General features: G+C 68.0%; 28 protein-coding genes and 3 tRNA genes. 14 read left to right on the forward strand and 17 right to left on the reverse strand.

Annotated features, from left to right (window positions below):
• Nucleotides 1–143: 143 nt before the first annotated feature.
• The gene (locus C1746_RS05475) at nucleotides 144–392 is read left to right on the forward strand and encodes a hypothetical protein (protein WP_116713653.1); all 249 of its coding nucleotides are present in this window, start codon (nucleotides 144–146) and stop codon (nucleotides 390–392) included.
• Nucleotides 393–535: 143 nt separating this feature from the next.
• Here C1746_RS05475 and C1746_RS05480 read toward each other — a convergent pair whose 3' ends face one another.
• Complete coding sequence (locus C1746_RS05480; RefSeq protein WP_116713654.1) at nucleotides 536–1,426, reverse strand: haloalkane dehalogenase; 891 nt, start codon at nucleotides 1,424–1,426, stop codon at nucleotides 536–538.
• 36 nt (nucleotides 1,427–1,462) lie between these two features.
• Here C1746_RS05480 and C1746_RS05485 point away from each other — a divergent pair, with 36 nt between their 5' ends.
• Complete coding sequence (locus tag C1746_RS05485) at nucleotides 1,463–2,302, forward strand: alpha/beta fold hydrolase (RefSeq protein WP_116713655.1); 840 nt, start codon at nucleotides 1,463–1,465, stop codon at nucleotides 2,300–2,302.
• Between the two features lie 18 nt (nucleotides 2,303–2,320).
• Here C1746_RS05485 and C1746_RS05490 read toward each other — a convergent pair whose 3' ends face one another.
• The 3 genes from C1746_RS05490 to C1746_RS05500 form a co-directional block, all read right to left on the reverse strand.
• Nucleotides 2,321–3,019 carry a maleylpyruvate isomerase family mycothiol-dependent enzyme gene (locus C1746_RS05490; RefSeq protein WP_116713656.1) on the reverse strand — a complete coding sequence of 233 codons (699 nt, stop codon included), beginning with the start codon at nucleotides 3,017–3,019 and terminating at the stop codon, nucleotides 2,321–2,323.
• 4 nt (nucleotides 3,020–3,023) lie between these two features.
• Nucleotides 3,024–3,503 carry a methylated-DNA--[protein]-cysteine S-methyltransferase gene (locus tag C1746_RS05495; RefSeq protein WP_116713657.1) on the reverse strand — a complete coding sequence of 160 codons (480 nt, stop codon included), beginning with the start codon at nucleotides 3,501–3,503 and terminating at the stop codon, nucleotides 3,024–3,026.
• Between the two features lie 90 nt (nucleotides 3,504–3,593).
• The gene (locus C1746_RS05500; RefSeq protein WP_162867426.1) at nucleotides 3,594–5,120 is read right to left on the reverse strand and encodes a DNA-3-methyladenine glycosylase 2 family protein; all 1,527 of its coding nucleotides are present in this window, start codon (nucleotides 5,118–5,120) and stop codon (nucleotides 3,594–3,596) included.
• Between the two features lie 123 nt (nucleotides 5,121–5,243).
• Here C1746_RS05500 and C1746_RS05505 point away from each other — a divergent pair, with 123 nt between their 5' ends.
• Nucleotides 5,244–6,803, forward strand: a complete 1,560-nt coding sequence (locus tag C1746_RS05505) for a phytoene desaturase family protein (RefSeq protein ID WP_162867427.1) — start codon at nucleotides 5,244–5,246, stop codon at nucleotides 6,801–6,803.
• A 152-nt stretch (nucleotides 6,804–6,955) separates the two neighbouring features.
• Nucleotides 6,956–7,030: transfer RNA gene (locus tag C1746_RS05510), tRNA-Arg, on the forward strand.
• Between the two features lie 16 nt (nucleotides 7,031–7,046).
• Here the strand turns inward: C1746_RS05510 and C1746_RS05515 are convergent.
• From C1746_RS05515 to C1746_RS05525, 3 genes are all read right to left on the reverse strand, one after another.
• On the reverse strand, nucleotides 7,047–8,057 hold the full coding sequence (locus tag C1746_RS05515) for an SMP-30/gluconolactonase/LRE family protein (protein ID WP_205711727.1): 1,011 nt from the start codon (nucleotides 8,055–8,057) through the stop codon (nucleotides 7,047–7,049).
• A gap of 45 nt (nucleotides 8,058–8,102) precedes the next feature.
• Complete coding sequence (locus C1746_RS05520) at nucleotides 8,103–9,047, reverse strand: hypothetical protein (RefSeq protein WP_116713660.1); 945 nt, start codon at nucleotides 9,045–9,047, stop codon at nucleotides 8,103–8,105.
• Between the two features lie 87 nt (nucleotides 9,048–9,134).
• A complete protein-coding gene (locus C1746_RS05525; RefSeq protein ID WP_116713661.1) occupies nucleotides 9,135–9,818 on the reverse strand; it encodes a DNA alkylation repair protein in 684 nt (227 codons plus the stop codon).
• A 56-nt stretch (nucleotides 9,819–9,874) separates the two neighbouring features.
• Between C1746_RS05525 and C1746_RS05530 the strand changes: the two genes are divergently transcribed.
• Entirely contained in the window at nucleotides 9,875–10,378 is a 504-nt protein-coding gene (locus C1746_RS05530) for a SixA phosphatase family protein (protein WP_116713662.1), read from the forward strand.
• A gap of 26 nt (nucleotides 10,379–10,404) precedes the next feature.
• Here the strand turns inward: C1746_RS05530 and C1746_RS05535 are convergent, their stop codons facing one another.
• The 3 genes from C1746_RS05535 to C1746_RS05545 all read right to left on the reverse strand — a co-directional run bounded on the left by C1746_RS05535 (nucleotide 10,405) and on the right by C1746_RS05545 (nucleotide 13,050).
• Nucleotides 10,405–11,289, reverse strand: a complete 885-nt coding sequence (locus tag C1746_RS05535) for a carbohydrate kinase family protein (RefSeq protein WP_116713663.1) — start codon at nucleotides 11,287–11,289, stop codon at nucleotides 10,405–10,407.
• A gap of 61 nt (nucleotides 11,290–11,350) precedes the next feature.
• Nucleotides 11,351–12,280, reverse strand: a complete 930-nt coding sequence (locus tag C1746_RS05540) for a pseudouridine-5'-phosphate glycosidase (RefSeq protein WP_116713664.1) — start codon at nucleotides 12,278–12,280, stop codon at nucleotides 11,351–11,353.
• The gene (locus C1746_RS05545; protein ID WP_116713665.1) at nucleotides 12,277–13,050 is read right to left on the reverse strand and encodes an SDR family NAD(P)-dependent oxidoreductase; all 774 of its coding nucleotides are present in this window, start codon (nucleotides 13,048–13,050) and stop codon (nucleotides 12,277–12,279) included. The genes C1746_RS05540 and C1746_RS05545 overlap by 4 nt, the downstream gene beginning before the upstream one ends.
• 139 nt (nucleotides 13,051–13,189) lie before the next feature.
• On the opposite strand from C1746_RS05545, the gene C1746_RS05550 reads away from it, so the two are divergent.
• Nucleotides 13,190–14,605, forward strand: coding sequence for an SLC5/6 family protein (locus C1746_RS05550; RefSeq protein WP_116713666.1), 1,416 nt, complete (start codon nucleotides 13,190–13,192; stop codon nucleotides 14,603–14,605).
• Between the two features lie 25 nt (nucleotides 14,606–14,630).
• Here the strand turns inward: C1746_RS05550 and C1746_RS05555 are convergent, their stop codons facing one another.
• Complete coding sequence (locus C1746_RS05555; protein WP_116713667.1) at nucleotides 14,631–15,020, reverse strand: DUF2256 and DUF3253 domain-containing protein; 390 nt, start codon at nucleotides 15,018–15,020, stop codon at nucleotides 14,631–14,633.
• A gap of 84 nt (nucleotides 15,021–15,104) precedes the next feature.
• A complete protein-coding gene (locus C1746_RS05560) occupies nucleotides 15,105–16,322 on the reverse strand; it encodes an FAD-binding domain-containing protein (protein WP_116713668.1) in 1,218 nt (405 codons plus the stop codon).
• Nucleotides 16,323–16,597: 275 nt separating this feature from the next.
• On the opposite strand from C1746_RS05560, the gene tadA reads away from it, so the two are divergent.
• The 4 genes from tadA (at nucleotide 16,598) to C1746_RS05580 (ending at nucleotide 19,524) form a co-directional block, all read left to right on the forward strand.
• A complete protein-coding gene (gene tadA / locus C1746_RS05565; protein WP_116715583.1) occupies nucleotides 16,598–17,065 on the forward strand; it encodes a tRNA adenosine(34) deaminase TadA in 468 nt (155 codons plus the stop codon).
• Nucleotides 17,066–17,100: 35 nt separating this feature from the next.
• Nucleotides 17,101–17,189, forward strand: a tRNA-Ser gene (locus C1746_RS05570).
• Nucleotides 17,190–17,503: 314 nt separating this feature from the next.
• Nucleotides 17,504–18,568: an IS110 family RNA-guided transposase gene (locus tag C1746_RS05575; RefSeq protein ID WP_116713669.1), complete on the forward strand. Its 1,065-nt coding sequence runs from the start codon at nucleotides 17,504–17,506 to the stop codon at nucleotides 18,566–18,568.
• Between the two features lie 182 nt (nucleotides 18,569–18,750).
• Nucleotides 18,751–19,524 carry an LLM class F420-dependent oxidoreductase gene (locus C1746_RS05580; RefSeq protein WP_116713670.1) on the forward strand — a complete coding sequence of 258 codons (774 nt, stop codon included), beginning with the start codon at nucleotides 18,751–18,753 and terminating at the stop codon, nucleotides 19,522–19,524.
• A gap of 24 nt (nucleotides 19,525–19,548) precedes the next feature.
• On the opposite strand, the gene C1746_RS05585 is transcribed toward C1746_RS05580, so the two are convergent.
• Nucleotides 19,549–20,040 (reverse strand): LysM peptidoglycan-binding domain-containing protein, encoded by a 492-nt coding sequence (locus C1746_RS05585; protein ID WP_116715584.1) that lies wholly within the window; start codon nucleotides 20,038–20,040, stop codon nucleotides 19,549–19,551.
• 169 nt (nucleotides 20,041–20,209) lie between these two features.
• Here C1746_RS05585 and C1746_RS05590 point away from each other — a divergent pair, with 169 nt between their 5' ends.
• Nucleotides 20,210–20,875: a CDGSH iron-sulfur domain-containing protein gene (locus C1746_RS05590; protein ID WP_116713671.1), complete on the forward strand. Its 666-nt coding sequence runs from the start codon at nucleotides 20,210–20,212 to the stop codon at nucleotides 20,873–20,875.
• A gap of 663 nt (nucleotides 20,876–21,538) precedes the next feature.
• The gene (locus C1746_RS21925; protein ID WP_162867428.1) at nucleotides 21,539–23,083 is read left to right on the forward strand and encodes a HEPN domain-containing protein; all 1,545 of its coding nucleotides are present in this window, start codon (nucleotides 21,539–21,541) and stop codon (nucleotides 23,081–23,083) included.
• A gap of 135 nt (nucleotides 23,084–23,218) precedes the next feature.
• On the opposite strand, the gene C1746_RS05600 is transcribed toward C1746_RS21925, so the two are convergent.
• From C1746_RS05600 to yaaA, 3 genes are all read right to left on the reverse strand, one after another.
• Nucleotides 23,219–23,310 (reverse strand) — tRNA-Ser (locus C1746_RS05600).
• Between the two features lie 129 nt (nucleotides 23,311–23,439).
• A complete protein-coding gene (locus C1746_RS05605) occupies nucleotides 23,440–23,625 on the reverse strand; it encodes a hypothetical protein (RefSeq protein ID WP_116713673.1) in 186 nt (61 codons plus the stop codon).
• A gap of 121 nt (nucleotides 23,626–23,746) precedes the next feature.
• Entirely contained in the window at nucleotides 23,747–24,523 is a 777-nt protein-coding gene (yaaA, locus tag C1746_RS05610; RefSeq protein WP_116713674.1) for a peroxide stress protein YaaA, read from the reverse strand.
• 88 nt (nucleotides 24,524–24,611) lie between these two features.
• Here yaaA and C1746_RS05615 point away from each other — a divergent pair, with 88 nt between their 5' ends.
• Nucleotides 24,612–25,277 (forward strand): hypothetical protein, encoded by a 666-nt coding sequence (locus C1746_RS05615; protein WP_116713675.1) that lies wholly within the window; start codon nucleotides 24,612–24,614, stop codon nucleotides 25,275–25,277.
• Nucleotides 25,278–25,362: 85 nt separating this feature from the next.
• On the opposite strand, the gene C1746_RS05620 is transcribed toward C1746_RS05615, so the two are convergent.
• Entirely contained in the window at nucleotides 25,363–25,932 is a 570-nt protein-coding gene (locus tag C1746_RS05620) for a GNAT family N-acetyltransferase (RefSeq protein WP_116713676.1), read from the reverse strand.
• Nucleotides 25,933–26,073: 141 nt separating this feature from the next.
• Here C1746_RS05620 and C1746_RS05625 point away from each other — a divergent pair, with 141 nt between their 5' ends.
• Nucleotides 26,074–26,625 carry a DoxX family protein gene (locus C1746_RS05625; RefSeq protein ID WP_116713677.1) on the forward strand — a complete coding sequence of 184 codons (552 nt, stop codon included), beginning with the start codon at nucleotides 26,074–26,076 and terminating at the stop codon, nucleotides 26,623–26,625.
• The last annotated feature ends 1 nt before the right edge of the window (nucleotide 26,626 follow it).

Here is a 26,626-nt window from a genome sequence, read left to right on the forward strand (position 1 = left end):
CGTGATCTATTCCTTGTGCACTCAGGTTTCCTGTTGTCGGTTACGACGTGGGGCGGATTCCTTACAGATCGTCAGCTCTGGCGGGGGCACCGGTACCGTTTGGTGGACCAGTCGACCGTTTCATCAGCCCCGGAGCTCTTGCCATGTCAGAAGCCACGCAGGCCGAACTGCTTCGCCTTGCCGACAAGATCGAGACCGACGAGGACTTCGCCATGCACGTCGGCGAGGATGCTCGCGCGGCATTGGAGTCCGAGGGCATGCCGGACCGCACGATCGCCGCGATTCTGAACGAAGCGGACGCCGACGTGATCGGCTTCGCGATGCCGGCCGACAACGTCGCCATGACGGTCAAGCGGATCGCGGAGGCCGCGCGCTCCGTGGCGGCTCGCTAGCCCCTCGTCGCGGGGAACCTGACCTCATGGCGGGGAACCTGACCTCGTGGCGGGGAACCTGACCTCGTCGTGGGGAACCTGACCTCGTCGTGGGGAACCTGACCTCGTCGTGGGGAACCTGACCTCGTCGTGGGGAACCTGACCTAGTTCCTGATCAGCCGTGCCAGCGCCGCAGCCAACTCCGGGCCGGCATCCTCCTGGAGGAAGTGGCCGCCGGTCGGCGTGAAGTGGTCCTGACCAGCCGTCCCCGGGACCAGCTTGTGGAAGACCTTCTCCCCACCGCTGGTGATCGGGTCGTTGTCGCTGAAGGCCACCACAACCGGCTTGTCGAAGGCCATCAGGCTCTTCCAGGCTGCCCGCTGGGCCGCCGAGGCCGGGTCGTCCGGCGACGTCGGGACCAGCGCCGGCATAGCTCGCGGGCCCTCCTTGAACGACTCGTCCGGGAAGGGCGCGTCGTAGGCGGCAACCTCTGCCTCCGACAACTCCCGCAACGTCGCGCCCTGCACCATCGAGCCGATCGGGAACTCCTCGACGGTCTGGCTGAACCGCTGCCAGGCCATGAACGCCTCCGACATCGACTGGTCTCCGGTCGGCAGCCCGGTGTTGGCCACCATGGCACGACCGAACCGGTCGGGGTTCTCGGCCAGGACGCGCAGGCCGATGAGGCCACCCCAGTCCTGGCAGAACAGCGTGATGTCGGTGAGGTCGAGACGCTCGACGACGAACTCCGTCATCCAGGCCACGTGGTCCGCGTAGGTGTGCGCTGAGCGGTCGGCAGGCTTGTCCGAGCGACCGAACCCGATCAGGTCAGGTGCCACCACACGGTGCCCCGCCTCGAGCAGCGGCGGGATCATGAACCGGTACAGGTAGGACCAACTCGGCTCGCCGTGGAGCAGGAGGACCGGCGAGGCGTCCACCGGACCCTCGTCCACATACGCCATCGTCAGCCCGCTCCCAACAGACGCCTGGTGGGGCGCGTACGGCCAGTCGGGCAGATCGGCGAAACGGTCCTCAGGGGTTCGGAGCAGATCCATGACGTCAGGGTCGCACGTCTGGCACCATCAGACCCAATGAGCCGCAGGTCAGCAGTCCACTCCTTTGTTCATGACGGGTACGAGCTGGCCTATGAGGTGTACGGCGACGGGCCCAACGTCGTGGTCTACATGAACGGGCTGCTGCTGGATGCCGGCATCAACCGGGGGATCGCGCGACGGCTGGCGCAGGTGGGCAACCGAGTGGTCCTGCTCGACCTTCTGGGCCACGGACGGTCCGACCGGCCGCGTCGTGCGGCCGCCCATCGGATCGACTTCTACGCGAGGCAGTCCATCGGCCTGCTCGACCACCTCGGGATCGAACGCGCGGTTCTCGGGGGGGTGTCGCTTGGTGCCATGGCCGCGCTGTCGGCGGGCGCCCAGGCACCTGAACGGATCGAGGCCCTGCTGCTCGAGATGCCCGTCCTCGAGACGGCCGCACCGTTCGCGGCTCTGCTGTTCACCCCCGTCCTGCTGGGCATGACCTACGGTGGGCCGGTCGCGAGGCTGGGTACGGGGCTCATGCGGGCGCTTCCGCGTACGGGTGTGGACGCGCTGGACTCGTTCCTCGATGCCGGATCGATGCATCCGGAGGAGATCAGCTCCATCCTGCACGGCACGCTGATGGGGGCGCTCGGCCCCACCGAGGAGGAGCGCAAGGCGATGGACATCCCCACGCTGATCATCGGACACGATGGTGACCCGCTCCATCCGGGGGACGACGCACGGCGCCTGTCCCGCCAGATGCCCAACGCGACCATGGTTGAGGCGTACTCGATTGCTGAGATGCGCCTGCGTCCCGGACGACTCGTCGATGAGATGATCAGATTCCTCGATGCCACCTGGATGGCGGGGTCCGGCGTCTCGCGCGCGGGCTGAGTCCCGACCGGCGTCCGTTCAGACGCGTCGGCTTCGGCCCAGCGCGGACTCCAGCGACAGCGACCCGCCCGTCTCGACGTTGGCGGCCGAGCGGCCCGTCACCCACAGCAGCAGGTCCCCGACGGGACCGGTGACGGTGTAGACCTCGGCGCCAGGGGGCATCTCGCGCGTCGAGGTGGCGAGCCGGCCCCCGACGGCGACGTTCCTGGTCTTCGAGCCGTCCGTCAGGCTGATCACACCCTCGGCCTTCAACCCGCCGAGGGTCATCGTGGCGAAGCGCTTGAGAGCCTCCCACAGGAGCCCCGCGGTCTCGCTGTCGCCCGTGCCATCGTCGGGCTCCAAGGAGGCCGCGCCCTCCCCGGACACGGTCGCCGCGCCACCCCGACGAATGTCCTCGGTGTGGATGTAGTCCTCGCCCACCTGGATGCGGCCGAGCGGCCCGCGAGCCAGCGGCCACGGCGGACCGTCGCGGAGTTGCTGCGTCAGCGCCGTCCGGCCCTCCTCCTTCTTCTTGGCCATGGCCGACTCGTGCATCTTCTCCAGGGCTGGGACGAGGATGCCGGCTGAGTTCCACGGTTGCCGCTCTCGCACGAGCAGATGAGCGACCATGTCACCGGCATCCCAGCCGTCGCACAGCGTCTCTGCCTCCCACTGCTCTTGGCTGAGCGACCCCAGCAGGTCGCAGAGGATCGTGCGCTGGCGGTGTACTGCCTTCATGCACTCAGTGGTGCCCGGACTCGTGTCGGAGCAACCAATCCTTGACGTCGAGGCCGTACAGGTACCCACCGAGCGATCCGTCGGTCCGGACCGCACGGTGGCAGGGGACGAACGGAGCGACGAGGTTGCGACCGCACGCCGTCCCGACGGCACGCACGGCGGCTGGTCGGCCGATCCGCTGGGCGAGCTCGCTGTAGGTGGCCGTCTCGCCGGCGGGGACGGCGCGGAGGGCGGTCCACACCTGCTGCTGGAACGCGGTGCCGGGCTGGTCGATGGCCAGCTCATCGAGCGCCGACAGGTCGCCGTCCAGGTAGCGCCGGATGGTCGCTGCCGTCGGGGTCCCGGTCCGGACGGGTGGTGGGTCGATCTGCATGCGGTCGGCGAGCACCTCAGGTGTGGTGAACCCGGCCGCGTGGACCACTTCGTCGTCGTCGACGATGGCGGTCAGAGTCCCGCGGGGAGTGGCATGGGTGGTGGTGTACATGGGTCTGGTCCTTCTCTGATGAGCGGTCTTGGGATGGCCTCCGTCGCCCGACCGGGAGAGTTGCACGGGCTATTCGTGAGAAACGCACCGCTAGTGGGGGAGCTGGTCCTCGAGGTAGTGGTGCCAGAGGGTCATCGCGGCGTAGCCGCGCCACGGTCGCCAGCGCTCGGCCAGCGTGTCGAGCTCTCGGTTGGAGTGGGCGATTCCGGTCAGCCCCTCGATCGCCCGCCGCAGCGCCAGGTCCCCCGAAGGCCAGGCGTCGGGCTCGCGTAGGACCAGGAGCCGGATGACCCCCACGGTCCACGGTCCGACGCCGGGCAGGTCGAGCAGTGCATCCGCCGTCTCCTGAGGGGGTGCGACGGGTGAGAGGTCGAGGCCGTCCCGGACGGCCCCAGCCAGCGCCCGCACGGCGCCCGCCCGTTGACGGGTCAAGCCGACGAGCGATTCCAGATCAGCGGTGGCCGTCCAGGCCGGATCGGGCAGGCCGGGACGATCGGTGAGTTCCGCCAGACGTGCCATCAGCGTGGTCGCACCCTTGGCCGAGACCTGCTGACCGAGGATCACGCGGATAGCGCCCTCGTAGGGGTCGGCCGCCCCGGGGATCCGGACACCGGGACGGGCGCCAAGGATCGGCGCGAGGAGTGGATCCGTCCCCAGCGCAGCCGCCATCGCGGTGACGTCGGCGTCGATGTCGAACACCTGTCGGGCGAGGGCGACGGGACCGCGGAGGTCGGCGACCTGATCGATGTCGACGGTGACCTCGACGTGGTCGCTGCGCGGGGTGAGGGTGACCGGCCCGTCGTCGGTGACCCGCGTCCAGGTCCCTGGGGGAGGGGGGTGGCCGGCGTGGTCGGAGGGAGGGGACGTGAAGGTGTCACGCGACGGTATGGCGTGGAGTCGCGCCCACTCAAAGACGCCCCGGCCGTCGAATGGCTGGCGGACCGGAATGGCGATGGTGGCGGCAGTCTCTCCCTCGACCTCCTTCGGGACGTGGTGGGTGTTCCCCCGGCTTCGGCGCGCAGCGCTGGGCGTCGTGTGGAAGGTCTGCTTGAAGGCGTCGTTGAACTGGCGCACGCTGCCGAACCCGGCCGCGTAGGCGACACGGGTGAGCGGCAGGTCGGTCTGATCCACCAGCATCCGGGCCAGCCGGACCCGACGCATTCGGGCCAGCGCCGACGGTCCGACTCCGTAGGTGTCGACCAACACGCGCTGGAGGTGCCGGGGGCTCACGAAGAGCCGACCGGCCAGGTGGTCGATGCCGTGGTCTCCTTCGCCGTCGTCGATCAGGCGGAGCGCCCGTGCGGCGATCTCGGACGTGGGATCCTGGCCCGGAGCGTCCGGAGCCAGCTCTGGTCGGCACCGACGACAGGCGCGCAACCCCGACTGCTGCGCCGCAGCGGGCGAGGGATAGAACCGGACGTTCTTGCGGAGCGGAGTGCGCGCTGGGCACGAAGGACGGCAGAAGATCCCCGTCGTGAGGACCCCCGTCACGAACCGGCCGTCGAACCGGGTATCCCGGGAGGAGACGGCCGCGTAGCAGACTTCGAAGTTGGTGTGATCCAGCACGACGTGCAGTCTGGCACCCCAAGGTGTGGTGGTCTGGCGGAAATCGGCCATGACAGTGGTGGGGTGCACACAGCAGTCGCCCGGTGTGTGGCAAGGGCGGACCAGACCCGGATGTGCACACGCCCGTTGGAGCCGGGACGGCTAGAGGGGCCGGGCTCCGGGCAGGGTGACCGCATGCCTCCCACCGCAGTCATCGTCGGTGCCGGCCACAACGGCCTGGTTGCCGCCTGCTATCTCGCCAAGGCGGGCGTCCAGGTCACCGTCCTCGAGCAGTCGCACAAGCCAGGCGGCGGGTCCCGGACGGACGAGACCGTCCCCGGCTACCGATTCGACACCCACTCCGCCGCCCACAACATCATCAACATGACCGACATCCTGGCCGAACTCGAGCTGAGCGCGCTCGGCCTCGAGTACGTCGAGATGGACCCGTTCGCGGTGTCCATCACCGAGCAGGGCGAGACCATCCGCTTCTGGCGGGACGTCGACAAGACCGTCGAGTCGATCCGTGCGGTCGCCCCGGAGGACGCGGACGGCTACCGGCGCTTTGTCGAGGACTCCTGGCCGATCGTCGAGCTGGCCGTGACCGGGGTCAACGCGGGCGCCTCGTGGCGCCGGGAGCTCGCGATGGTGCCCGACCGAGTCCGCCCGATCGGGCAGGCGCTCGCGAAGCACGGCGTCTTCGGACTGGTCGAGCTGATGTCGATGCCGTACGGGGCGATGCTGCGCCGCTACCTCTCGACCGACGCGGTGCTGGCGCCGATCGGCGCCTTCGCGGCGCACGGCAACGCAAGCCCCATCGACTTCGGGACTGCCTTCTCAGCCATCTGGCAGGCGGTGTACCACCGGCACGGTCAGTGGCACGCCGTTGGTGGCGCACAGGGGTTGACCGACGCCCTGGTGGCGCGGCTGGAGTCCCTGGGCGGCACCGTCCGCTGCGACGCACTCGTCGACCGCATCCTCACGCGCGACGGCACCGTCCAGGGCGTGGAGTTGGCGGACGGCGAGCGGGTCCCCGCACACGTCGTGGTGACGGCGATCGACCCTCGGGTGGCGCTGCTCGATCTGCTGGACCCACCTCTCGGGGGCAAGCACGGGGCTGACCTGCGCAGCACCCACCATGGCAACGCCGTCCAGATGGTCGTGCACGTCGCCACGGATCGGCTGCCGCAGTACCGCAGCGCTGAGCCCGCGGACTTCACCGGTCTGCAGAGCTACGTCGACACCTTCGCCTCCCTCGAACGGGCCTTCGCCGCTGCGCAGGATCGCCGGCTGCCGGAGGGGCCGGTGCCGACCTACGCCTTCACGACGTCGGCGCTCGATGACACGCTCGCGCCGGAGGGGCATCACACCGTCTACCTCGCGTGTCCGGCGGCGCCGGCGGAGGTCCGCGGTGGCTGGGCGGTCCACCAGGAGGAGTTCGCCGACCGGATGATCGAGACCGTCGAGGCTCGAGCGCCCGGGTTCCGCGAGACCATCCAGGGCATCTCGATCCGAACGCCGGAGCTCATGGAGGCCGAGCTTCGCTGGGCCGGGGCCCACCCGATGTACCTGGACCTCTCCCTCGACCAGCTGGTCTCGGCCCGTCCGACGGTGGGCCTGGGGGACCACTCGACGCCCGTCCGCGGGCTGTTCATCTCGGGTGCCGGGACGGCTCCGGTCGGCGGGGTCGCAGGGACGCCGGGACGGGCGGCAGCGAAGGCGGTGCTGAAGCGGCACGGTCGTCCGCGCAACTGATTCGACACGATCGGGGCCCAACCCACACCACGGCCGGTTTCTGCACGATCGTGGACCTATTCGCGCAGAGCCGAAGAACTCCACGATCGCGCTACCACCCGGGAGGGAGTAGCCGGACCCTGGGTCCTCCGCTACTCTGACTCACCCACCCGGGGCCCTTAGCTCAGCTGGATTAGAGCGTCTGTCTACGGAACAGAAGGCCGGGGGTTCGAATCCCTCAGGGCCCGCCCACCCAACTCCGCGTCACAGCCGGTGGCGCAGAATGCCCCGCGATTCGAGCGACCCCACGTACAGGTGGCCGTCGTGTTCCCGGGCGCCGGTCGCGACGATGAAGTCCCCGCCGTGGACCTGGAGGTTGTGGGTGAGCGTCCCATTGCTGTCGTACCCGAAGACCAGCGCCATCTTGGCGGGTGCGGGCTGGAGGGCGTCCGGCAGGTTCCAGACGGCCTTGCGCAGGCTCGGGTGCTTGGGGAACAAGCTGTCCAGCAAGCCGTTGCGGTCCGACGCGGCCGCACACCAGAAGGTGCCGGTCGGCCCGGTCGAGAGGTTGTCGGGGAATCCCGGCATCGTCGCGAAGGTCTCGGAGCGTCCGGCCATCGGCCCCTCCAGCCACAGCCGTCGGATCTCATAGGCCCCGGTCTCCGCGACCAGGACGAACTCCTCATCCGGTGAGAGCGCCACGCCGTTGGCGAACTGCAACCCATCCAGCAGGGTCTCGACCGTCCCGTCCGGCGCCCGACGGAGCAGCCGTCCGGTCCCGCTGTGCTCGATGATGTCGCCCTTGTAGTGCTCGACCGGGAACCGGCGGGAGGAGTCGGAGAAGTAGATCGACCCATCACGGGCCACGGCAGCGTTGTTGGTGCAGATCAGTCGCTCGCCGCCGACCTCGGTCACCAGCTCCTCGATGGCGCCCCTGTCCGGATCGATCGCCAGGAGACCGCGGTGGGTGTCACAGACCAGGACCCGCCCGTCCGGGAGGATCTCGATGCCGAGCGGCCGCCCACCGGTCCGGACGACGCGCTCGATCCGGTCACCGCCGTGGCTGATCCGCAGGATCGAGGAATCCAGGGTCCCGGTGAACACCACGCCGTCGGAGGTGACGGCCACGTCCTCGGGACCCTGGTCCGGCACCGGCCAGAACTCCGCCTCGGCCAGCACGTCGTTGCGCTCGTACAGCCCGGTCAGGCCGGGGTCGGGCGGTGGGGTCCAGACCTGCGGGTCGACCGGGGGCTTGGGGACGTCGGTGTGGGCCATGGGATTGGTGATCGTACCGGCGTGGAGTGCGGGCCGGAAGCGGGGTCAGGTCGCCTGCTTCCGCGACCGTCGGACCAGCCAGATGCACCCAGACGTCATCCCGATCCCGACCAGCAGGATCACGGTGGAGAGGGTGAAGATCTCGGGCGCAAGGTCGTAGGCCACTTCTGCGGTCACCAGCGTCGCGAGCAACGAGGCCACCACCTTCTCCCCGGGCCGACGACCGACGATCGCCGTCGCCGCCACGACCAGCAGCGCCGCCATGGTCGCCAGGATCAGCGCCGCGCCCGGGTCGAAGCCGACCACGGCCTGCGACGAGCCGAACAGCAGCACCAGCACCGCGCCATAGCTGATCCGCGTTCGGTCCTCCGCTGCCAATGCCAGGGCCACGGCGATGACCGGGCCGGCCATCACCAGCCAGAACGCCCTGGTCTCGGGCGCGGCGGAGGCCAGGCTGGTGACCGAGAAGACCGCCAGGTTCATGGACAGGATCGCTCCGGCCAGCGCGTGGTCCTTGCCGGTCCGGACGTGGTAGGCCCCAAACATGCCGGTGGCCGCCAGTGATGCCGCCAACAGGGCCAGGAAGGTCCGGCCGTCGCTCAGCTCGGCGATGGCCACGTAGGTCGTGATCGTGCCGGCGATCCCGCTCATCCACCACAGCGCGACGGAGAGGTTCTCCGCCAGCGAGTCCGGATCCTCGGGACTGGTCAGCTCACCGACCACGAACGCAGCTACGGCCAGAACCGCCGTGGCGGCGGCGAGCAGGCCGACCAGAGCCCAGCCGGAGATGGACGACCAGAAGTCCCAGGTCACCGCGACCACACCGACGACCGTGAGGACCCCGCCGCCCCAGCCGAGCGTCTCGGCGGTGCTGGGCAGCCGCGACCGGCGTTGCGGGGGCTCCCCCGGGTTCCTGAACGGCGGCTGGGCGACGTACGGCGTGTGTGGCGTCGACGAGGGCTGGGCGGGAGGTTCCTGTGTGGTGTTCATACCCTCGACGATGCGCCTGGGCCGGGCCATGCGAATCAGGGTCCACCCCCAACCTCACCCTGAGACCCCCTCAGGGTTGGGTCAGCGCTACCCCTTGCCCAGGTGCTTCATCGCCTCGCGCTTGGACAGGGGGCTGAGCACCCCGTCGTTCTTCTCCACGAAGGTCCGGACGGCGTGCGGGTCGGTCCGGGCGTACTGCCGCAGGCTCCAGCCGATGGCCTTGCGGATGAAGAACTCGGTGTCCGTCGCGCGCTGGAGGCAGTAGGTGAACAGCCGCTCGGCGTCGGTGTCTTCCTTCGCCCCGAGTTGGTGCAGCAGCGCGGTCCGGGCCACCCAGATGTTGTCGGAGACGATCCAGCTGTCCATCTCCTGGACGCAGTTGTTCGCTCGCACGAAGGGTCCGATGCAGCCGCCGGCAAGGATGTCGACGGTGTCCCACCAGCTCTTCGTGACGATGAACTCGCGCCCGATGTCGAGGAAGCCGGGGTCCAGTCTGCGGTAGTGCTTGCGCAGGTAGTCGACCGCGAAGTACTGGAACTCCCGCTCCTTGCGTGTCCAGCAGCCCCGCGCCACCTTGACGAGGTAGTGGTGATCGGGCCGCTTGGGTCCGCGACCCCGGATCTCTCGATCGATGGTCCGCCGCTCCGGCGCCTTGATGCCGTGGAAGGGGAAGTGGTCGCGCATGTAGGCGCTCATCCCAGCGGCATTCTCGGGGTTGGCGGCCTCGGCGTACTCCCCGGCCAGGGCTTTGACCATCTCTGCAGGACTCATGGGGGCGCCCACGGTAGCGCCGCAGTCGGGTCCGGCTCCGGCATACTCCAGCGGCAATGAATGAGGGAGATTCGACGGAACCGCGGAACCGGCTGGCGATCATGCGGCACGCCGATGCCGCGCCCCCCGGGCCACGTACGTCCGACGCAGATCGCAGCTTGACCGAGCTGGGTCGACATCGAGCGGCAGACCGTCGCGGCATCGTCCGGGCGTTCGGACCCTCGCTCACGTTGTGCTCGAGCGCGCGCCGAGCGCAGGAGACCATGGCCGAGTTGGGCGACGCGGTCGGCGATCACCTGATCGAGGAGGGTCTGTACCACGCTTCGCCGACCAGCCTGCTCCAGCGGCTCAGTGCGGTTGAGGAGCACACGAGCCGGGTGCTCGTCATCGCCCACATGCCCACCGTCCGGATGCTGGCGGAGGGATTGATCGGCCGCGCCGCCGCGGACCGAGTGGGTGGTCTGCCGTTTGCGCCCGGTGCCGTCGCGGTGCTGGACGTGGACGTCAGCTGGGCGGCCATCGATGGTGGCGTGGCCTCGCTGGCCGCCTTCCACTCCTGAGGCCGTCCACTCCCGAGAACGTGTCGCTACCCCGGCGGCGGGCCCGACCGGAGCAGCGCTCGCTCCGCGGTGCGGAGCCCGGCGTCCAGTTGGGCGCCGACATCGAGGCCACCGGTCCGCGCCGCGAGGAATCCGGCGGTGAATGCGTCCCCTGCCCCGACGGGGTCCCCGCCCGGAACCGCTGGTGCTGACCGGCTGAGGATCTCGTTGCCGTCCGACCAGACCACGCCGTCAGCGCCGCAGGTCACCACCGCCTCGCCGCAGCGCGCTGCCAGTGCCGTCGCAACCTCCTCGGCGGTGTCAGCCGAGGTCAGCAGCCGGCCCTCGTCCAGGTTCGGGGTGAGCAGGACCGGACGGCCGACCCACTCCAGGAAGGCCTCGGCACCGACCTCGGCCAGCGGCGCGGTGGAGGCGGGGTCGACGCTGATCGGCACGCCCGCCGCACGAGCGGCCCCGATGGCGGCCAGTCCCGCGGACCGGCTTCCAGGGTGGAGCAGGGTGTAGCCGCTGAGGTGGACGTGGGTGGCCTGGGATCCGATGGCGTCGGTCAGGTCAGCCGGAGCCAACAGCCCGGAGGCGCCCCGGCTGGTGTACATGTCCCGGTCGTGGTGCTCCCCGGCGGAGGTGACGACCGCCACGACGGACCCCGTGGCCAGGCCGGGCTTGACGGCGAACGCGCAGGTCACGCCCAGCGTGGTCAGCTCGCCCCGGATGGCTGTGCCCGGTCCGTCGTCCCCGACTGCTGCCACCAAGGTGACGGGGATGCCCAGCCGAGCCAGCCACGCCGCCGTGGAGGCTGCCGATCCGCCTTGCCGGGTGATGATGGTGGCGGGAGTGTCGCTGCCGCGAGCCGTCGGCCCGTCCGGCGTCACGACCACGTCCAGCAGGACGTCGCCGACCACGACGATCATCCGGCGGTGCAGCCTCGCCGGACCGTGCCAGCAGCGCTCGCCTGGCCCGCCACGCCCGGGCTCACGAGGAGGCGACCTGGACGGCGACCTCCGCTGCCAGGGCCGCGTTGCCCTCGACCACACGGATGTTGACCCGAAGGCTCTCGCCGCCGGTCGAGGTGTGGAAGTGGTCCAACAGGAAGGGCGTGACGTCCTTGCCCGTGATGCGACGACTGGTGAGCAGTGCCAGGCCGGAGTGCAGCACGCGGTCGTGCAGGGTCGGGTCCAGCTGGTCCTTCGCCGCGATCGGGTTGGCCAGCACGATGGCGCGGTCTCCCAGGCCGAGGTGTCCCATGGCGGTGTGGACCTCGGCCACCTGCTCGGTGGACGAGACGGTCCAGTCGATGGGCTGGCCCGAGCTGCGCAGGTAGAAGCCCGGGAACTGGCTGGTCTGGTACCCGAGGACGGGAACGCCGTGGCTCTCCAGCCGCTCCAGCGTGGCGCTCACATCCAGGATCGACTTGACGCCCGCGCAGACCACGATCATCGGGGTCCGGGCCAGCGCGGCGAGGTCGGCGGACTCGTCCCACGAGTCACGGGCCTCGCGATGGACGCCGCCGAGTCCGCCGGTCGCGAAGACCTTGATCCCGGCGACGGCGGCAAGGTGTGAGGTCGAGGCCACCGTGGTCGCGCCAGTCCTCCGAGTGGCCATGGCCGGGCCCAGGTCCCGTATTGACAGCTTCGCGACGTCGTCCTCCTGGGCGATGCGGGCCAGGCTGCTGCCGTCCAGGCCGATGTGCGGCTTGCCGTCGATGACGGCGATCGTGGCGGGTACCGCCCCGGTGTTGCGGACGATCTTCTCCAACTGTTCGGCCACGTCCAGGTTCTGTCCGCGTGGCAGGCCGTGGGCGATCAGGGTGGACTCAAGGGCAACCACACCGACGCCGTCGTGGAGGGCCTGCTGGACCTCGTCGTGAACGATGACGGCACCGCTTGACAGTGGATCGCTCATGCGAGCTTTCCGAACCCACGGACGAGGGCCCGGGTGGCGCTGCGAGGGAGGCTCTGGGTGACGGCGGTTGCGGCCTTCCAGGTGCGTCCCGGGACCACGACGGCCTTGTTCTCGGCGACCCCGCGAAGGCTCTCGGCCACGACGGTCTCGGGGCTCAGCAGCAGTCGATCCGGAACCGCCGAGGTGCCCTCGGCGTCGCGCACCATCGGCGTGTCCACGAAGCCCGGGCAGACGGCCGTGACGTGGACGCCGGCGTTGATGTTCTCCAGCCGGACGGCCTCGGACCAGGTCGTCTCGTAGGCCTTGCAGGCGGCGTAGGTGGCCATGCCGGGCAGTGGCTGGAACCCGGCGATGGAGGAGACGTTGAGGATCCCACCACCCGCTCCGCTCGCGCGCATGGCCCGAAGGGCTGCGTGGGTGAGGGTCATCATCGCGGTGATGTGAATGCCGACCTGGCTCAGCTCGGCGTCCAGATCTGCTTTGTGATAGGGCCGGTCGCCGCCGAAGCCGGCGTTGTTGATCAGCAGGTCCACCGGTGGTGCCGCCCTCAATCGGTCGGCGACCTTCTGCAGGGCCGTCGGGTCCAGCAGGTCGGCGGTGATCACCTCGACGTCCACATCGAGCTCGTCCCGCAGTGCCGTCAACTTGTCGGTCGACCGCGCGACGACCACCAGGTCGACCCCGTCAGCAGCCAGGGTCCGGGCATAGGTGTCGCCCAGTCCAGACGAGGCTCCGGTCACCAGGGCACGGGTGAAGGCGCGTGTGCTCATGCGCCCGATGATAGGTCGTGAATTGCAGTCTAGGATTCGTCGCACGCCGGGGGAGCCATCGGCTGAGAGTGCACCGCCACGAAGGCGGCAGCAGACCCCACGAACCTGAACCGGTTAATGCCGGCGGAGGGAGTGCGACATGCTGGAACCACTGCTCGGAACGGTCCTGCTCGGGGCGGCCTTGCTGGTCTTCGTCGGATTGGGGCTCTCGGCTGGCCGGGACGACGACGTCGAGAGCTACATCTCCGCTCGTGGGACACAAGGCCCGCTGTCGATCGGCCTCTCCTTCCTGGCGGCGGGTCTGGGCGCGTGGATCCTCTTCGCGCCGCCGGAGGTGGGTGCCGGTGTCGGCCTCCTGGGTGTCCTCGGCTACGCGGTCGGAGCGGGGCTGCCGGTCCTGCTGTTCGGCCTGCTCGGACGTCGGATCCGCCGGGCGGTGCCTGAAGGACACTCCATCGGCGAGTTCGCACGACTGCGGTACGGCCGCGGGTTCGCCGCACTGGTCTTCCTCATCAGCGTCGGCTACATGTTCTTCTTCGTCACTGCGGAGCTGACATCGGTCGCCGGTGTGACTGGCATCGTGGCCGGCGTCGACGCCCGCCTCACGGTGCTGGCCGTGGCAGGGGCGACGCTGGTGTACACGACGTGGGGCGGGCTGCGGGCGTCGCTGGTGACCGACCGCTGGCAGGCCGGGCTGATCGTGGCCCTGGTCGCAGTCGGGTTCGTGGCCGCGTTCGGAGCGGTGGACGGTGGCGGGCAGGCGATCGGCGAGAGTGGTCTGCTCGGGGTGAGCCGCGTGGGGTGGGAGGTGGCGCTGACTCTGGTGATCGCCGTCGCCTCCGCCAACATGTTCCACCAGGGGTACTGGCAGCGGGTGTGGGCGGCGTCGGATGAGGGGGTGCTCCGGCGAGGTGCCGGGATCGGCGTGGCGCTGACCGTGCCGGTGGTGGTGGTGCTCGGCCTGTTCGGGATCCTGGCCGCGGGGAGCGGTCAGGGCCTCGATGTGTCTCCGGTGCCGTTCTTCGCGCTGACGACCGAGCTGTCGACCGGGATCGGAGCCGTGGTGCTGGTGCTCGGTGTGTCGTTGGTGGCCTCGTCGGTGGACACCTTGGAGACGGGGCTCTTCTCGCTCATCGCCGCCGAGGTGCCGGGGATGACGATGGGGACGGCGCGGCTCGTGACCGTGGCGGTCATGGTCCCCGCGGTGGTCGTGGCCTTCCAGGGCCTGAGCGTCCTGCGGCTGTTCCTGATCGCCGACCTGCTCTGTGCTGGAGTGGTGGTCCCGTTGCTGGCCGGGTTGTGGTCCCGGGTCAGCTCGGCGGCGGCGATGTCGGGGGCGCTGGCCGGCCTTGCGGGTGCGGTGGTCCCCGGGTTGATCTCGACGGGATCGCTGGTCGAGGCGCTCCGGCTGGCCTCGTTCCCGGGGGCCACGCCGACGTTGCCGCCGTTCCTCGGGGCATTGGGGCTGTCAGCGCTTGTCACGTTCGCGGTGTCGCTGGCCGGGGGCGACAGGCGGGACGGGGCCACCGTCGAACTGAAGACGACGGACGCCTAGCTCACGTGTGCTGCCCGTCGGCTCCTCACCGCGGGCGGCGGATCCGGATCGGCCCCTTTGCCGTCGAGGGGTCCACCACCTCGCCGCCCTGGGTTATCTCCGCCTGGCCCTTGGCGACCAGCCGCCGGGCGGCCTCCCGAACCGGCTCCATCAACGGCCGCCAGTCCTCCGGCCGCCTCTCGCGGGCCACGTCGGAGGGGCAGATCGAGCTGCTGGCCGGCCGCTGACCGAGCAGGTCGAGGACGGCGCGCTCCAGGGACTCGGTGTCCTCCCGCCGCCGACGGCGGCAGGCGTCGGAGCAGTACCTCACCTGCTCCCAGTCGTCGGCCCACTTCTTCCGCCACTCGATCCGTCGACCACAGATGGCGCAGGTCTTCTCGTCGGGCTCAGCCGCGGGACCACGTTGGCGGCCCATCACCCACCCCCTCCATTCGCCACAATCGGGGGCTAACCGACGCCATGGGCTGTTCCTGCACGATCGTGCAACGGACGACTCCCGTCATGACAGCGCCTTGCGCCACGCCGTGAACGACTGGATGGACCGGTCGTGGGGTGGCCGCAACCACGGCCAAGGATGCGTGGCCACGACGGACACCTGTGCCGACCGCGACCGCCAGCCCGGGACCGGCGCGAACGTGGTGGCCACGTCGGTGCCGCGCAGGTCCTCGGCCGGGTCGCCCAGGCAGACCGTCATGTCACGACGAGTGGCCAGGTCTGCCAACGTCTGCGTCAGGAACACCAGCCGCTTCCCCGAGAGCCGGAGCCCCTCCAGCAGCGGCTCGTCGAACACGAACACGACGGGGACCTCGGGGTGGGCCTGGAGTGCGGGGTCAGCGTCGCCGAGCGACTCCGCCGTCAGCCACACCATCTCGGGAACGCCCGCCTGCTGGGTGACCAGCGGTCCGCGCGTGAACTCGAGGTCGGGGTCGCGCTTGATCAGCGGATCCACCCGGTCCAGCCGGGGTGCCTCCTTGCCGGCTGAGGGCCACGACTGGATGGGGCAGCTGTTTCGCAGGTCGCAGGACTGACACAGGTCGGGCGCCCGCTTCTCGACCTGCCAACGGCTGAAGCCGTACCGCTTCGTGGTGCCCGTGCCGATGGTCCACTGCCACCCCAGGCGGTTGGCGGCCCGCGAGCCGTCGAGGAGGTGGGTGAACATGCGATCCTCCCCCTCCCGCCAGGTGGCGCCGTGTCGGACTGACCACTGCGAGGCCGCCCACATCCGGGTCTGATTCACCATCCAGCCGTCGGTCTCGAGCTCCTCCATCACGACGTCCATGCATGCCATCCGACGGTCCCACGGGTCCTCCGGCGGGTCGGGGGAGACCACAGGCTCACCACGCAGTGGTTCGGCCAGCCGGTGGCCGAGGCGGGCGTAGGCGTGGCGGGCGAACTCCTGCCACAGCAACTCGTCTCGGAACTTCTTGACATCCCGCTGCGGACCTCCCGCGACGTGCTCCCAGACGCGCGGCAGCGGGAGCAGCGAGTACCGGATGTACGGCGACAGCTTCGATGCCCCTCGGCGTGATGGCGGCCACACCTCGTTGCGTTTGCCGGCGTACCCACGGACGTCGTAGTCGGCCAGAGCCTGGTCCGCCGCGGTCTGACCCCCGGTGAAGGCCTCGCTGGCCCTGGGCTCGTCCGAGCAGAGGTGCCCCAGGTGCTCGGCCACCCAGCTGACGGCGTCGCCCAGCGTCGGTGTGGGGAGTTGGGGCATGAGTCGGGGATGCCCGGCCCGCCCTGGACCGAAACCGGCGGGAGGGGATGGCCGGGATGCCGGTCGAACTGCCTCCAGCGCCGGCCAAACTGCCTCCGGATGACATGGCGGGGGGCCGGAACTGGCGTTCCCGTGAGGTGATTTGCCTCCACGCCTCGTCGTCGGCGGTCCATCTGGAGGCAGAACGCCCTACGCCTCGCATCGGACGGCATCCCGCGCCCGTATACGGTGGCGACGTGGTGGACCAACGCGTCAGACCTGGGGACGACCAGGCGATGGCGGAGGCGATCCGGCAGGCGCAGGAGGCGCAGGCGCACGAGGACGTTCCGGTCGGCGCGGTTGTCCTGGACAGCCACGGCGAGGTGGTCGCAACGGGGGAGAACCGGCGCGAGGTCGACCAGGACCCGACGGCGCACGCTGAGATCGTGGCCCTGCGCCGGGCGTCGGAGGTGACGGGCAACTGGCACCTCGACGGCTGCACCCTGGTGGTGACCCTCGAGCCCTGCATGATGTGCGCCGGCGCCATCGTCCTGGCCCGTGTCGACCGAGTGGTCTACGGGGCCAGCGACCCCAAGGCGGGCGTGGTCTCCTCCGTCGCCAGCCTGCTGGACGCGTCGTTCCTGAATCACGCGGTAGCCGTGACCGGCGGGGTTCGGGCCGAGGCGTGCGGGCGGCTCCTGACGGACTTCTTCGCCGCGCGGCGCTCAGGACGGGCTGCGGGTCGGCGACGCCCGCCGGACTGACACGTCCGACGTCGGGCAGTACCATCCGACCGCCCGGTGGAGTCGCATAGTCCGGCCTAGTGCGCTCGCCTCGAAAGCGAGTAGGGGTTCACGCTCCTCGAGGGTTCGAATCCCTCCTCCACCACGCGGACCGACTCGCTGCGCTCGCGGTGTCCCGGTCCTTCGCACCTGCGGTGCTCAGTCGGGGAAGTCCGCGTGGTTGCACCAGGTGCCCTCCGCTCCGCTGTGAGGATGGTGGGGTGTCATCCCTGGCTGCTGTGGCTCACCGCTCCGCTGGCGTGCTGCCTTGCCTGAGATCTGCCCAGTGGCCGTTGGGATGGCATGCCCGGCAGCCACCTTCGGAGCGTGACCTGATAGGAGCTTGGTACAGAAGCCCCGTCACAGTGTTGTCCGCTCCTCCGGTGGTGCCTGCCGACCCACCAACGAGAGAGGGCCAGCATGACCAGCATCGCAGACCAGCATTCCGGCGTCACCATCGGGGTGGACACCCACAAGGACGCACACGTCGCGGCCGTGCTCGACCACGCGGGGCGAGTCGTGGACACCCGCCAGTTCAGCGCTGACCGGCACGGCCACTGCGCCCTGCACGACTGGGCCATCAGGCACGGGGAGGTCGTGGCCGTCGGCATAGAGGGCACCGGCTCCTACGGCGCGGGACTGCACCGACACCTCGCTGGCGTCGGCCTGCCGTGCATCGAGGTCAACCACACGAACCGGCAGCACCGCCGCCGCCACGGCAAGTCAGACACCGCCGACGCGATCGGCGCGGCCCGCGCCGTGCAGTCCGGCCAGGCCGACGGGCGACCGCGGGGCAACGATGGGCTCGTCGAGGCCCTGCGGACCATCCGTGTCGCGCTGCGATCAGCGATCCGGTCCCGCTCTCAGGCGATCAACCAGCTTCGCGCACTGGTCGTGACCGCCCCCGAACCGCTCGCACAGCGGTTTCGTCACCTCACACGAGACGAGCTCGTCAGCCGCGCATCCGGCCTGCGGCCGAGCGCCGACAGCTCCGCGACCACCGCAACCAAACACGCGATGCGCAGCCTCGCCCGGCGGATCCGCGTCCTCGACGTGGAGATCGAGGACCTGCGAGCCGAACGCGACCGCTATGTCTGGCTGGTGGCACCCATCCAGCTCATGGACGAGCACGGGGTGGGCCCCGACGTGGCCTCCGACCTGCTGATCGCATTCGGTGACAACCCCGACCGCATCCGCTCGGAGTCCTCATTCGCCGCGCTCTGCGGCGTCTCACCCGTCGACGCCTCAAGCGGCAAGTCGCAGCGGCACCGCCTCAACCGCGGTGGTGACCGCCAGGCGAACAAGGCGCTGTACCGCATCGTCACCTGCCGCATGGCAAGCGACGAGAGAACCCAGCGCCACGTCGCGCAGACCATCGCCCGCGGCAAGACCAAACGAGAAGCAATACGAATTCTCAAGCGCTACGTCGCACGGCACATCTGGAGACTCCTGCAGCAGCACCCGCCCAGGCTTGACAACCCATAGGAGCATCTCGGGGCGTTCAGGCCACGCAGGCCAAGCGTGTTCGGCGCGGCGTTGATTCCAGGGGACGGCTGGGCCCGTGTTCGTGCTGGGGAAGGTTCGTGCCCGGTGGGGAAGATTCGTGCCGGTAGGCTCCCCGCCACCGTCGCCCCCACCCACTCAGCCCACACCGAAATGAGGCCCCGATGTCCCGCCAAGCCAAGGTCGGAATCCAACTCCATCCCCAGGCAACCACCATGTCCGCGATCACCGACGCCGCGAAGGCCGCCGAGGACGCCGGTGCCGACAGCGTGTGGACCTGGGACCACTTCTTCCCGCTCTACGGTGACGCCGACGCCGAGCACTTCGAGGGGTGGATGACCCTCTCCGCGATCGCCCACGCCACCGAGCGGGTGCAGGTCGGTCACCTGGTCGTCTGCAACAGCTACCGCAACCCCGAACTGCTGGCCGACATGGCACGAACCCTCGACCACGCCGCCGGAGGCCGGGTGACCCTCGGCATCGGTTCAGGCTGGTTCGAGCGCGACTACACCGAGTACGGCTACGAGTTCGGAACGGCCATCGGCCGACTGCACGACCTGCGAGACGCCCTTCCCCGCATCAAGAGCCGACTGGCTGCCCTCAACCCGGGACCCGTCGGAGACCTCCCCCTCCTGATCGGCGGAGGCGGCGAGAAGGTCACCCTCCGGTTGGTGGCCCAGCACGCCGATGCCTGGAACTTCGTCTCCGACGCCGACGACGCACTGGACGTGTTCACCCGCAAGATGGGGATCCTGGACCAGCACTGCGCCGACGTCGGCCGTGATCCGGCAGCGATCGAACGCACGATGCTGCTCGGCCCCCAGCACGTCGAGCAGGCAGATGGCTTCATCGAAGCCGGGGCGCAGCACCTGATCCTGATGAGCGGGGCGCCGTTCGGCCTGGAACCCCTCGAGGATCTGATCGCGGCCGTCAGCTGACGGCCCCCGCCACCGGAACCTCGGTCAACTCCCGATGGGGACGCGCAGGACCTGACCCGGGATGATCAGATCGGGATCGACGATGATGTCCGGGTTGGCCGTCACGATCCTGTGGTGGAGGCTGCCGTCACCGTAGTGCTGTTCGGCGATGCCCCACAGCGTCTCGCCCGCTGACACGGTGTGCTCGCGGTAGCCGATGTAGCCCGGGACGATGAGGGGTCCGTACAGGACCGGCCGGGTCACCTTGTTGATCTCACTGCCGTCTTGAGCGCTCTCCTCGTAGATCTCCACGAACAGTCGAGGAAGGGTGAACGACGCGCCGCTCACATCGATCTGCAGCTGGAACTGCCCGTGCTCACCGGTTCCCCCGCCCACGGTGAAGAACCCGACCACTTCGTCGTGGCCTTCGGTGACCCGGTAGTTGACCGTCGCCTCGAAGCCGTTGGCGGTCCCGGCCACCAGGATCGGGTTTCCGACCAGGTCGAGGCGGTCTGGTTGCTGAATCTGATTGGTCATGACGTCCTCCGATCGACGGGCTTCTCCAGAGAGGAGCACCGCCACCGTCTCCTGATACCCGCTAAACCACAAGAGGCGCCTGAGAACGTTCTCGAGTCACGACGTGGCGGCCGGTTCCGCCGCCCTGCCGCTGGGAAGGTCTAGCGCAACCGATCTCTGGAGGAGCACCATGAGCGACGACACCACGATGTCAATCGAGACGCAGGCGGCGGGGCCCTACCTGGTCAAGGGGAACGTGCCGCTGCGACGCGTGCGACGGGTGGAGACCACCGCGGGTGAGCCGGTGGCCTGGCAGACCGTCGAGACCCACGAGAGCCAGAAGAATGCGGCGCTCTGCCGGTGCGGCCAGTCGTCCAACAAGCCCTTCTGCGACGGCACCCACAGCGATGCCGAGGTCGATCTTCAGGAGTCCGCGCCGAGGGACAGCTATGCCGACCGGGCCGAGGCGCTCGGAGGTGACCCTGTCACCGTCGTCGACGACCGCACGATCTGCGAGCACGCGGGCTTCTGCGGCAATGAGCGCTCGAACATCTGGGAGATGGCGGCGGGCGACACCGATGGCCCGACCGCACAACTCATGGCCGGCATGGTCGAGCACTGCCCTTCAGGTGCGCTGACCTACCGGGTCGGCGACGAGCAGGTCGAGGCCGACCTGGAGCAGGGCATCGGGGTGATCGAGGACGGACCGCTCTGGGTGACCGGCGGCATACCCGTCACGCGTGCCGATGGCGAGCCCTTCGAGACGCGAAACCGGATGACGCTCTGCCGCTGCGGCGCATCGGGTATCAAACCGCTGTGCGACGGCTCCCACGCCGACATCGGGTGGAGCGGCTGAGGGAATCGCAGGCGTTCGCATCGATCGCCGCCCCCGTCCGGCCAGGTGCCGACGGCACGGGCGCACCCGCCTGGCGCTCGCGCGGCCCTCAGGGACTACGTTCGCACCCGTCTCGATCGCTCTGGTCTGTTGATATAGGAAAGAGCCTGGAGAATAGATAGCGCTGGGTCTACGAAGAACTGCACTAAGTGATTTCATCAGCCGTTGGGACTTGGTCTCCAGACTTCGGAGCTTGGCGCGGATGGAGTCAGGACTACGTCTTATGGTCTCGGCGATGACCTTGGGCTTCCAGTTGGCCCGGCGTAGAGCTGGAGGAAGCGGACTTCATCTTCATGCCAGGGCTTGCCGGTGTTGAAGTAGCGGACGTCTTTGTCCTCAGGCTCTACTCGGTCGGGAGGCTCGGCCATAGCCTCGTGGGCAGCCTGGAACCCGATGCTCCAGCCAGCATCTCGAGATCGGGGTTCTTCTTGCGAACCGTGACTATCCGAACAGGGAGAATGGCACGACCTGGACGCTTGGAGCTTCGTCCAACCAGTTGCCTACGACCAGTCCTTCGCCTCTTGGCACACTGGGAGGTCAAGCATGAGTACTGGGAAGTTAAGCATGGGTGTTGAAAAAGGGGGTGTACGGCAATCCCGGCCGAGTTGCTAAGGTGAGGGGCATATGGCAATCAACCGGAACAGACTAAACCGGGTCTATGGCTCTTCGGTGATGAAGTATCTTGAAGATAGCTTCTCAGATGGCCCAGCGGATCAGAGTGGATCGTATGCAGAGACGCTTCAAGCGCTAGAAGGAGTTCGTCGTCAAGCGGCTTTAGAGGGCATCGATCCGGAGCTCTTGCTAGGCATGAATTGGAGGGGCTTAGCACTGAATTCGCTATGCGGTGCACCTGCTAAACCTGAACTCACCGGGGACAGTCTCGTTGACCCTCTCCTTGAGCTCGGGTGCGAAGTCTATCCGTACTTCCTGATTGCAGCTGATACTCAAAGCTTCACACGATCACGTGTGTCGATGCCAACGAGTCTGATGTATAAGCATGAGGCTGTTGAAAAATTTCAAGAGGTATTTCTTGACGATGACAACTTGCCGAAACTGTATCCATCCTCAGCAGACAGACTAGGACCCGAGGGCTATATTTCTGAATCAACTGGTCACGGAGGCACGGTCCAGCTGACAGGTCTCCCTTCGGAGCTGCTTCAGCTTGCTTTCTTCTTGAGTCGCATGCGTGGAAACGCAAGTCTTGAGAGTTTCCTGAGCGCTATCCCCGAAGTCGTAGCCATGCTCCGAGAAGTAGCAAGTACGGGCAGCTACCAGGGAAGCTCTTTCGTTCTTATCAAGAATATCTACCTTGACGGAATTGAGGAGATGAAGGTGGGCGAACTGACGCTGAGGCCCTGGGGCGATAATGTCTCCTCCTTCATCCCCTTAAGTGAGGCGCGGCCAAGTTCGCACGACGGAAGGATGGCAGGCGTTCTTGCGGAGATACCTATACATATCGTGATAGAGGTAGCTGAGTGGACTCGCGGGGCCGCGCCACAAACTGGTCGTCCGAAGGTTTGGGACCTCGGAACAATGGAGCAACTTAATCAGACCGTTGAAGATCTCCGGCTAGCGCTCCTGTGCACATTTGGAGACGAATTGGCCGCTCCGCTGGCGTCGTGGTCTGTGCAAACATCGCTGTTCAGGTCTATCGGCAACTATGGGATGCGTTCGGAGCGGACACATCCGTCCATCTCAACGATAGATGGATTTAACGCTCAAACGCTCGAAGCTTGGTATGAGCGCGTCACCGCTATCAACCGCAAAAAGTTCCACATAGCAGTCAACCGGATTCTTGCTGCCGCATCAGAGCGGAGAAGTGCCGAGGATGGTCTCATTGATGCCATCATTGCGTGGGAGAATCTCTTCGGCTCAAAGGAGAGTGAGCTGATATTTCGAGTCACGGCCGCGATGACCGTGCTACTTGAGGGTGACGTACAGAAGCGGGAGGAAGTGCAAAGGCGACTCAAGAAACTCTACGGAAGGAGAAGTAAGCTTGTTCATGGAGCAGACATGAAGCCGATTACTCTCGACGAGCGCGACGAAGCGCTTCAATACGTAGTTGAATGTCTCAGGGTTGTACTGAATTCTGATGAGCTCTTGGAGTTGGACGGCGGCAAGCGTGCAAGTCAAATTATCCTAGGGCTTCACACGACCAGTAGAGAATGAGTCTGCGAAATTTTCAACCCCTACACATAGGGGTCGTATGCAATCGAAAGGGCGGCGGACTAAGTCAAAGGTTGGCGATCGGTCGAACGATCAACGGCCTCTGACCTCAAGATCTTTGTCAATAGTTGTGTAAATTGGCGGAGTCGGAGGGATTCGAACCCTCGAGGGCATTGCTACCCAACTGCCATTCCAAGACAGCGCCATAGGCCGGACTAGGCGACGACTCCAGTTGTGGCCACGGTTGCCCGTGGGTCGGTGAGTGTAGCGTTCAGTCGGAGCACCCGTCAGCTGCGCGGCTGGTCAGCCCCAGCAGAGCCGTCGTCCTGTGCTGTCACAAGCTCCAACTCTCCCCAGCGTCACGCGGTGATCACGGCCGCGATCCTGCGGAGGCCCTCGACGATGGTCGACTCCGCGGCGGCGAGCGAGATCCGAAGCGCCCCGACACCCGACCGGCCGAACGTGTCGCCCGGGGCGACGGCGACACCGTGCTGCGGGCTTTGATGGAGGAACGGGTCAGGCGAGCCGCAGTGGGACTGGAGCATCTCCGGCGGCTCTCACCCGAGCTCACCCAATCCGCCGGCCATGGGTACACGATGTGAGCCGGCGTCTCCCGGACCCTCGCAGCACCAGCTGCGGTGCGGACCGTTCATTGCACGCGGCCGCTCAGCCCTCGGGTCGCGTGAACACGGGCTGCTCGTCGGTTGAGCGGTCCTCGTCGTAGCGATAGCCGAGCCCGTCGAACTCGGTGATGGCCTTGTAGGTCCTGACGCGCTCGCGGACCAGCCAGCCGGCCATGGCCCCCCGTGCCCGCTTGGCGAAGAACGAGATCACCTTGTACGTCCCGTTCTTCTCGTCCTCGAACCGGGGGGTGATCAGGCGCCCGTCCAGGAGGTCGGTGTCCACCGCGCCGAAGTACTCGCCGGAGGCCAGGTTGACCACGCCCTCCGGCCCCGGCGACTCGGCCAGATCGGCGTTGAGCTGCTCGGTGATCGCGGTACCCCAGTACTCGTACAGCGTCTCGCCCCGGTCCGTCTCGAGCTTGCTGCCCATCTCCAGGCGATACGGCTGCATCAGGTCCAGTGGTCGCAGCACCCCGTACAAGCCGGACAGGATCCGCACGGTCTTCTGCGCCTCGGTGAAGTCCCGCTCGCCGAACGACCCGGCGTCCATCCCCTGGTACACATCCCCGTCGAACGCCAGGACCGAGGGTCGGGCGTTCTGCGGCGTGAACGGGGTCTCGAAGTCGGCGAAGCGCTGCACGTTCAGGACGGCCAGGTCCTCCGAGATGCCCATCAGCGACTGCAGGTCGGCGGGAGTCTTCTGGGCCATCACGTCGACGAGTTCGACGGACCGATCAAGCATGCGCGGCTCGGACCGCTTCTTGGTCGGCAGTCGCGACTCGTAGTCCAGGGACTTTGCGGGGGAGAGGAGTATCAGCACACCGCAGTTCTACCCTCTCCTCATCCCTGCCATCCCCGCTGCTGCCGCCCCCACGACGCCACGCCGCCGCCTGCGGAGGCTGCTCGGCATGGCCGCGATCCTGCTGCTGGTCCTCATCTCGCTGCGCATCCCGATCCCGGCCTACGTGGCGCTGCCCGGGCCGGCCTTCCCGCTCGCGGATGCAATCGAGATCGACGGGGTCGAGCCGATCGCCGGCGACTTCCTGTTCCTCACCGTCCAGTTGGACGACGCTCGCCTCGTGGACGTGGTCACGACGGTCGTGGCGCCGGAGGAGGACTTGGTCTCCCGCGCCTCGGTCCTGCAGGGGGAGTCCGAGGAGGACTTCATCGACCGGCAGTTGGCGCTCTTCGAGGAGGCAGAGGAGCAGGCCGTCACGATGGGTCTGGCGCTGGCCGGGAGCGAGCTGACGGCCGCGGACGTCACGGTCGACACCGAGGGCGTGGGTGGCCCCTCCGCCGGCCTGCTCACCGCTCTTGCTGTGGCGGACCTGGCCTCGCCGCTGGATGTGGCGGCCGGCCGCGTGATCGCCGGCTCGGGCACCCTTGAAGCCGACGGCTCGGTCGGCGTGGTCGGTGGGATCGAGGACAAGGTGCGGGCTGCGGTTGATGCTGGCGCATCGGTGTTCCTCGTCGCAGACGACTTGGCCGAGGCCGCCCGTGCGGCTGACCCGGACCTGACCGTCATTGGTGTGACGAGCGTCGAGGAAGCCTTCGACGCTCTGCTCGGCGGATGATTCTTGGAGGTAATCGGACGAGAAATCCGGTCGGCCTTTAAAGAAGGCCCTGACCGCGGCGACCTGCCCTAGAGGGAACGGGCGCTCAGCGAGGATCGTTCCGCACCAGTCCGAAGACCAGGGTGTCCCGGTGGCCGTCGCCAACCTCGGCCTTCTCGCCACGAAGCGTGCCCTCGTGCCGCATACCAGCCTTCTCGGCCGTCCGACGTGACGCGTGGTTGTCGCTGTCGCACAGCCAGGACAGGCGGTGCCACGGCCACTCGTCGAACCCCCACTCGAGAAGCGTTCTGAGCACACCCGTTCCCAGCCCGGCGCCGGCCGCGTCGGCCCGGATCCACATGCCGATCTCGGCCACCTTGTGGTCCATCGGCTTGCCGCGAAGGTGATAGCCGGTGCCACCGAGAAGCCGTGACTCATCGGGTGTCCAGATACCGAGCACGAAGTCGGTGTTGCGCAAGTAGTCCGCGCGAAAGCTGCGCGATAGGCCCTCGGACTCCTCGACCGACTGGTCCTTCGACGCCCAGGACATCCACGGCGCCAGGTGCTCGTAGGAGCTCGTGACGGCATCTGCCAGCGCCTCGCCATCTCCAGGCCGGTACCCGCGGAGTACGAACCCGTCGGCCTCGAACCGTTCCGGCGCGAAGAAGGTGTCCATCACCTCAGGCTACGCCGGTCGTTCGGGACCAAGGTCCCGATGAGCCTGGGCGGTTCGACCTGGGCGGATCCGGCCGCGAAACCAACACTGCGGGTGGTTCGGGTACCCGGGCCATGACAACAAGGAGGCAGGTGGTCCGCAGTGAGCACACTCAGCGAGTCAGTCGACACAGGTCGGCACGATGATCTGCGAATCGAGGTGACCCGCTCTCGGATCGCCGATCGATTACTGGCCGTCCTGCGGATCTCCATCGGATGGGTCTTCCTCTGGGCCTTCCTGGACAAGACCTTCGGCCTGGGCTTCGCGACCGCCAGCGAGGACGCCTGGATCAACGGCGGGTCACCGACCTTCGGCTACCTGAACTTCGCGACCGAGGGCAAGACCTTCCACGAGTTCTTCTCCGGCTTGACGGGGACCGCATCTGACTGGCTGTTCATGATCGGCCTGCTCGGCATCGGCGTCGCGCTGATCCTCGGCATCGGCATGCGGATCGCGGCGGCCAGCGGTGCCCTGCTGCTGACCCTCATGTGGCTGGCTGCCCTGCCCCTCGAGAACAACCCGTTCTTCGACGACCACCTGGCGTATGCCCTGGTGCTGATCCTGGTGGCGGTTGCTGACGCGGGCGACACCTGGGGACTGGGGCGAACGTGGTCGCGGACCTCACTGGTCCAGCGCTACCCCATCCTGCGCTGAC

The organism is Euzebya tangerina (assembly GCF_003074135.1).
In the GTDB taxonomy this organism is placed as follows: Bacteria; Actinomycetota; Nitriliruptoria; order Euzebyales; family Euzebyaceae; genus Euzebya; species Euzebya tangerina.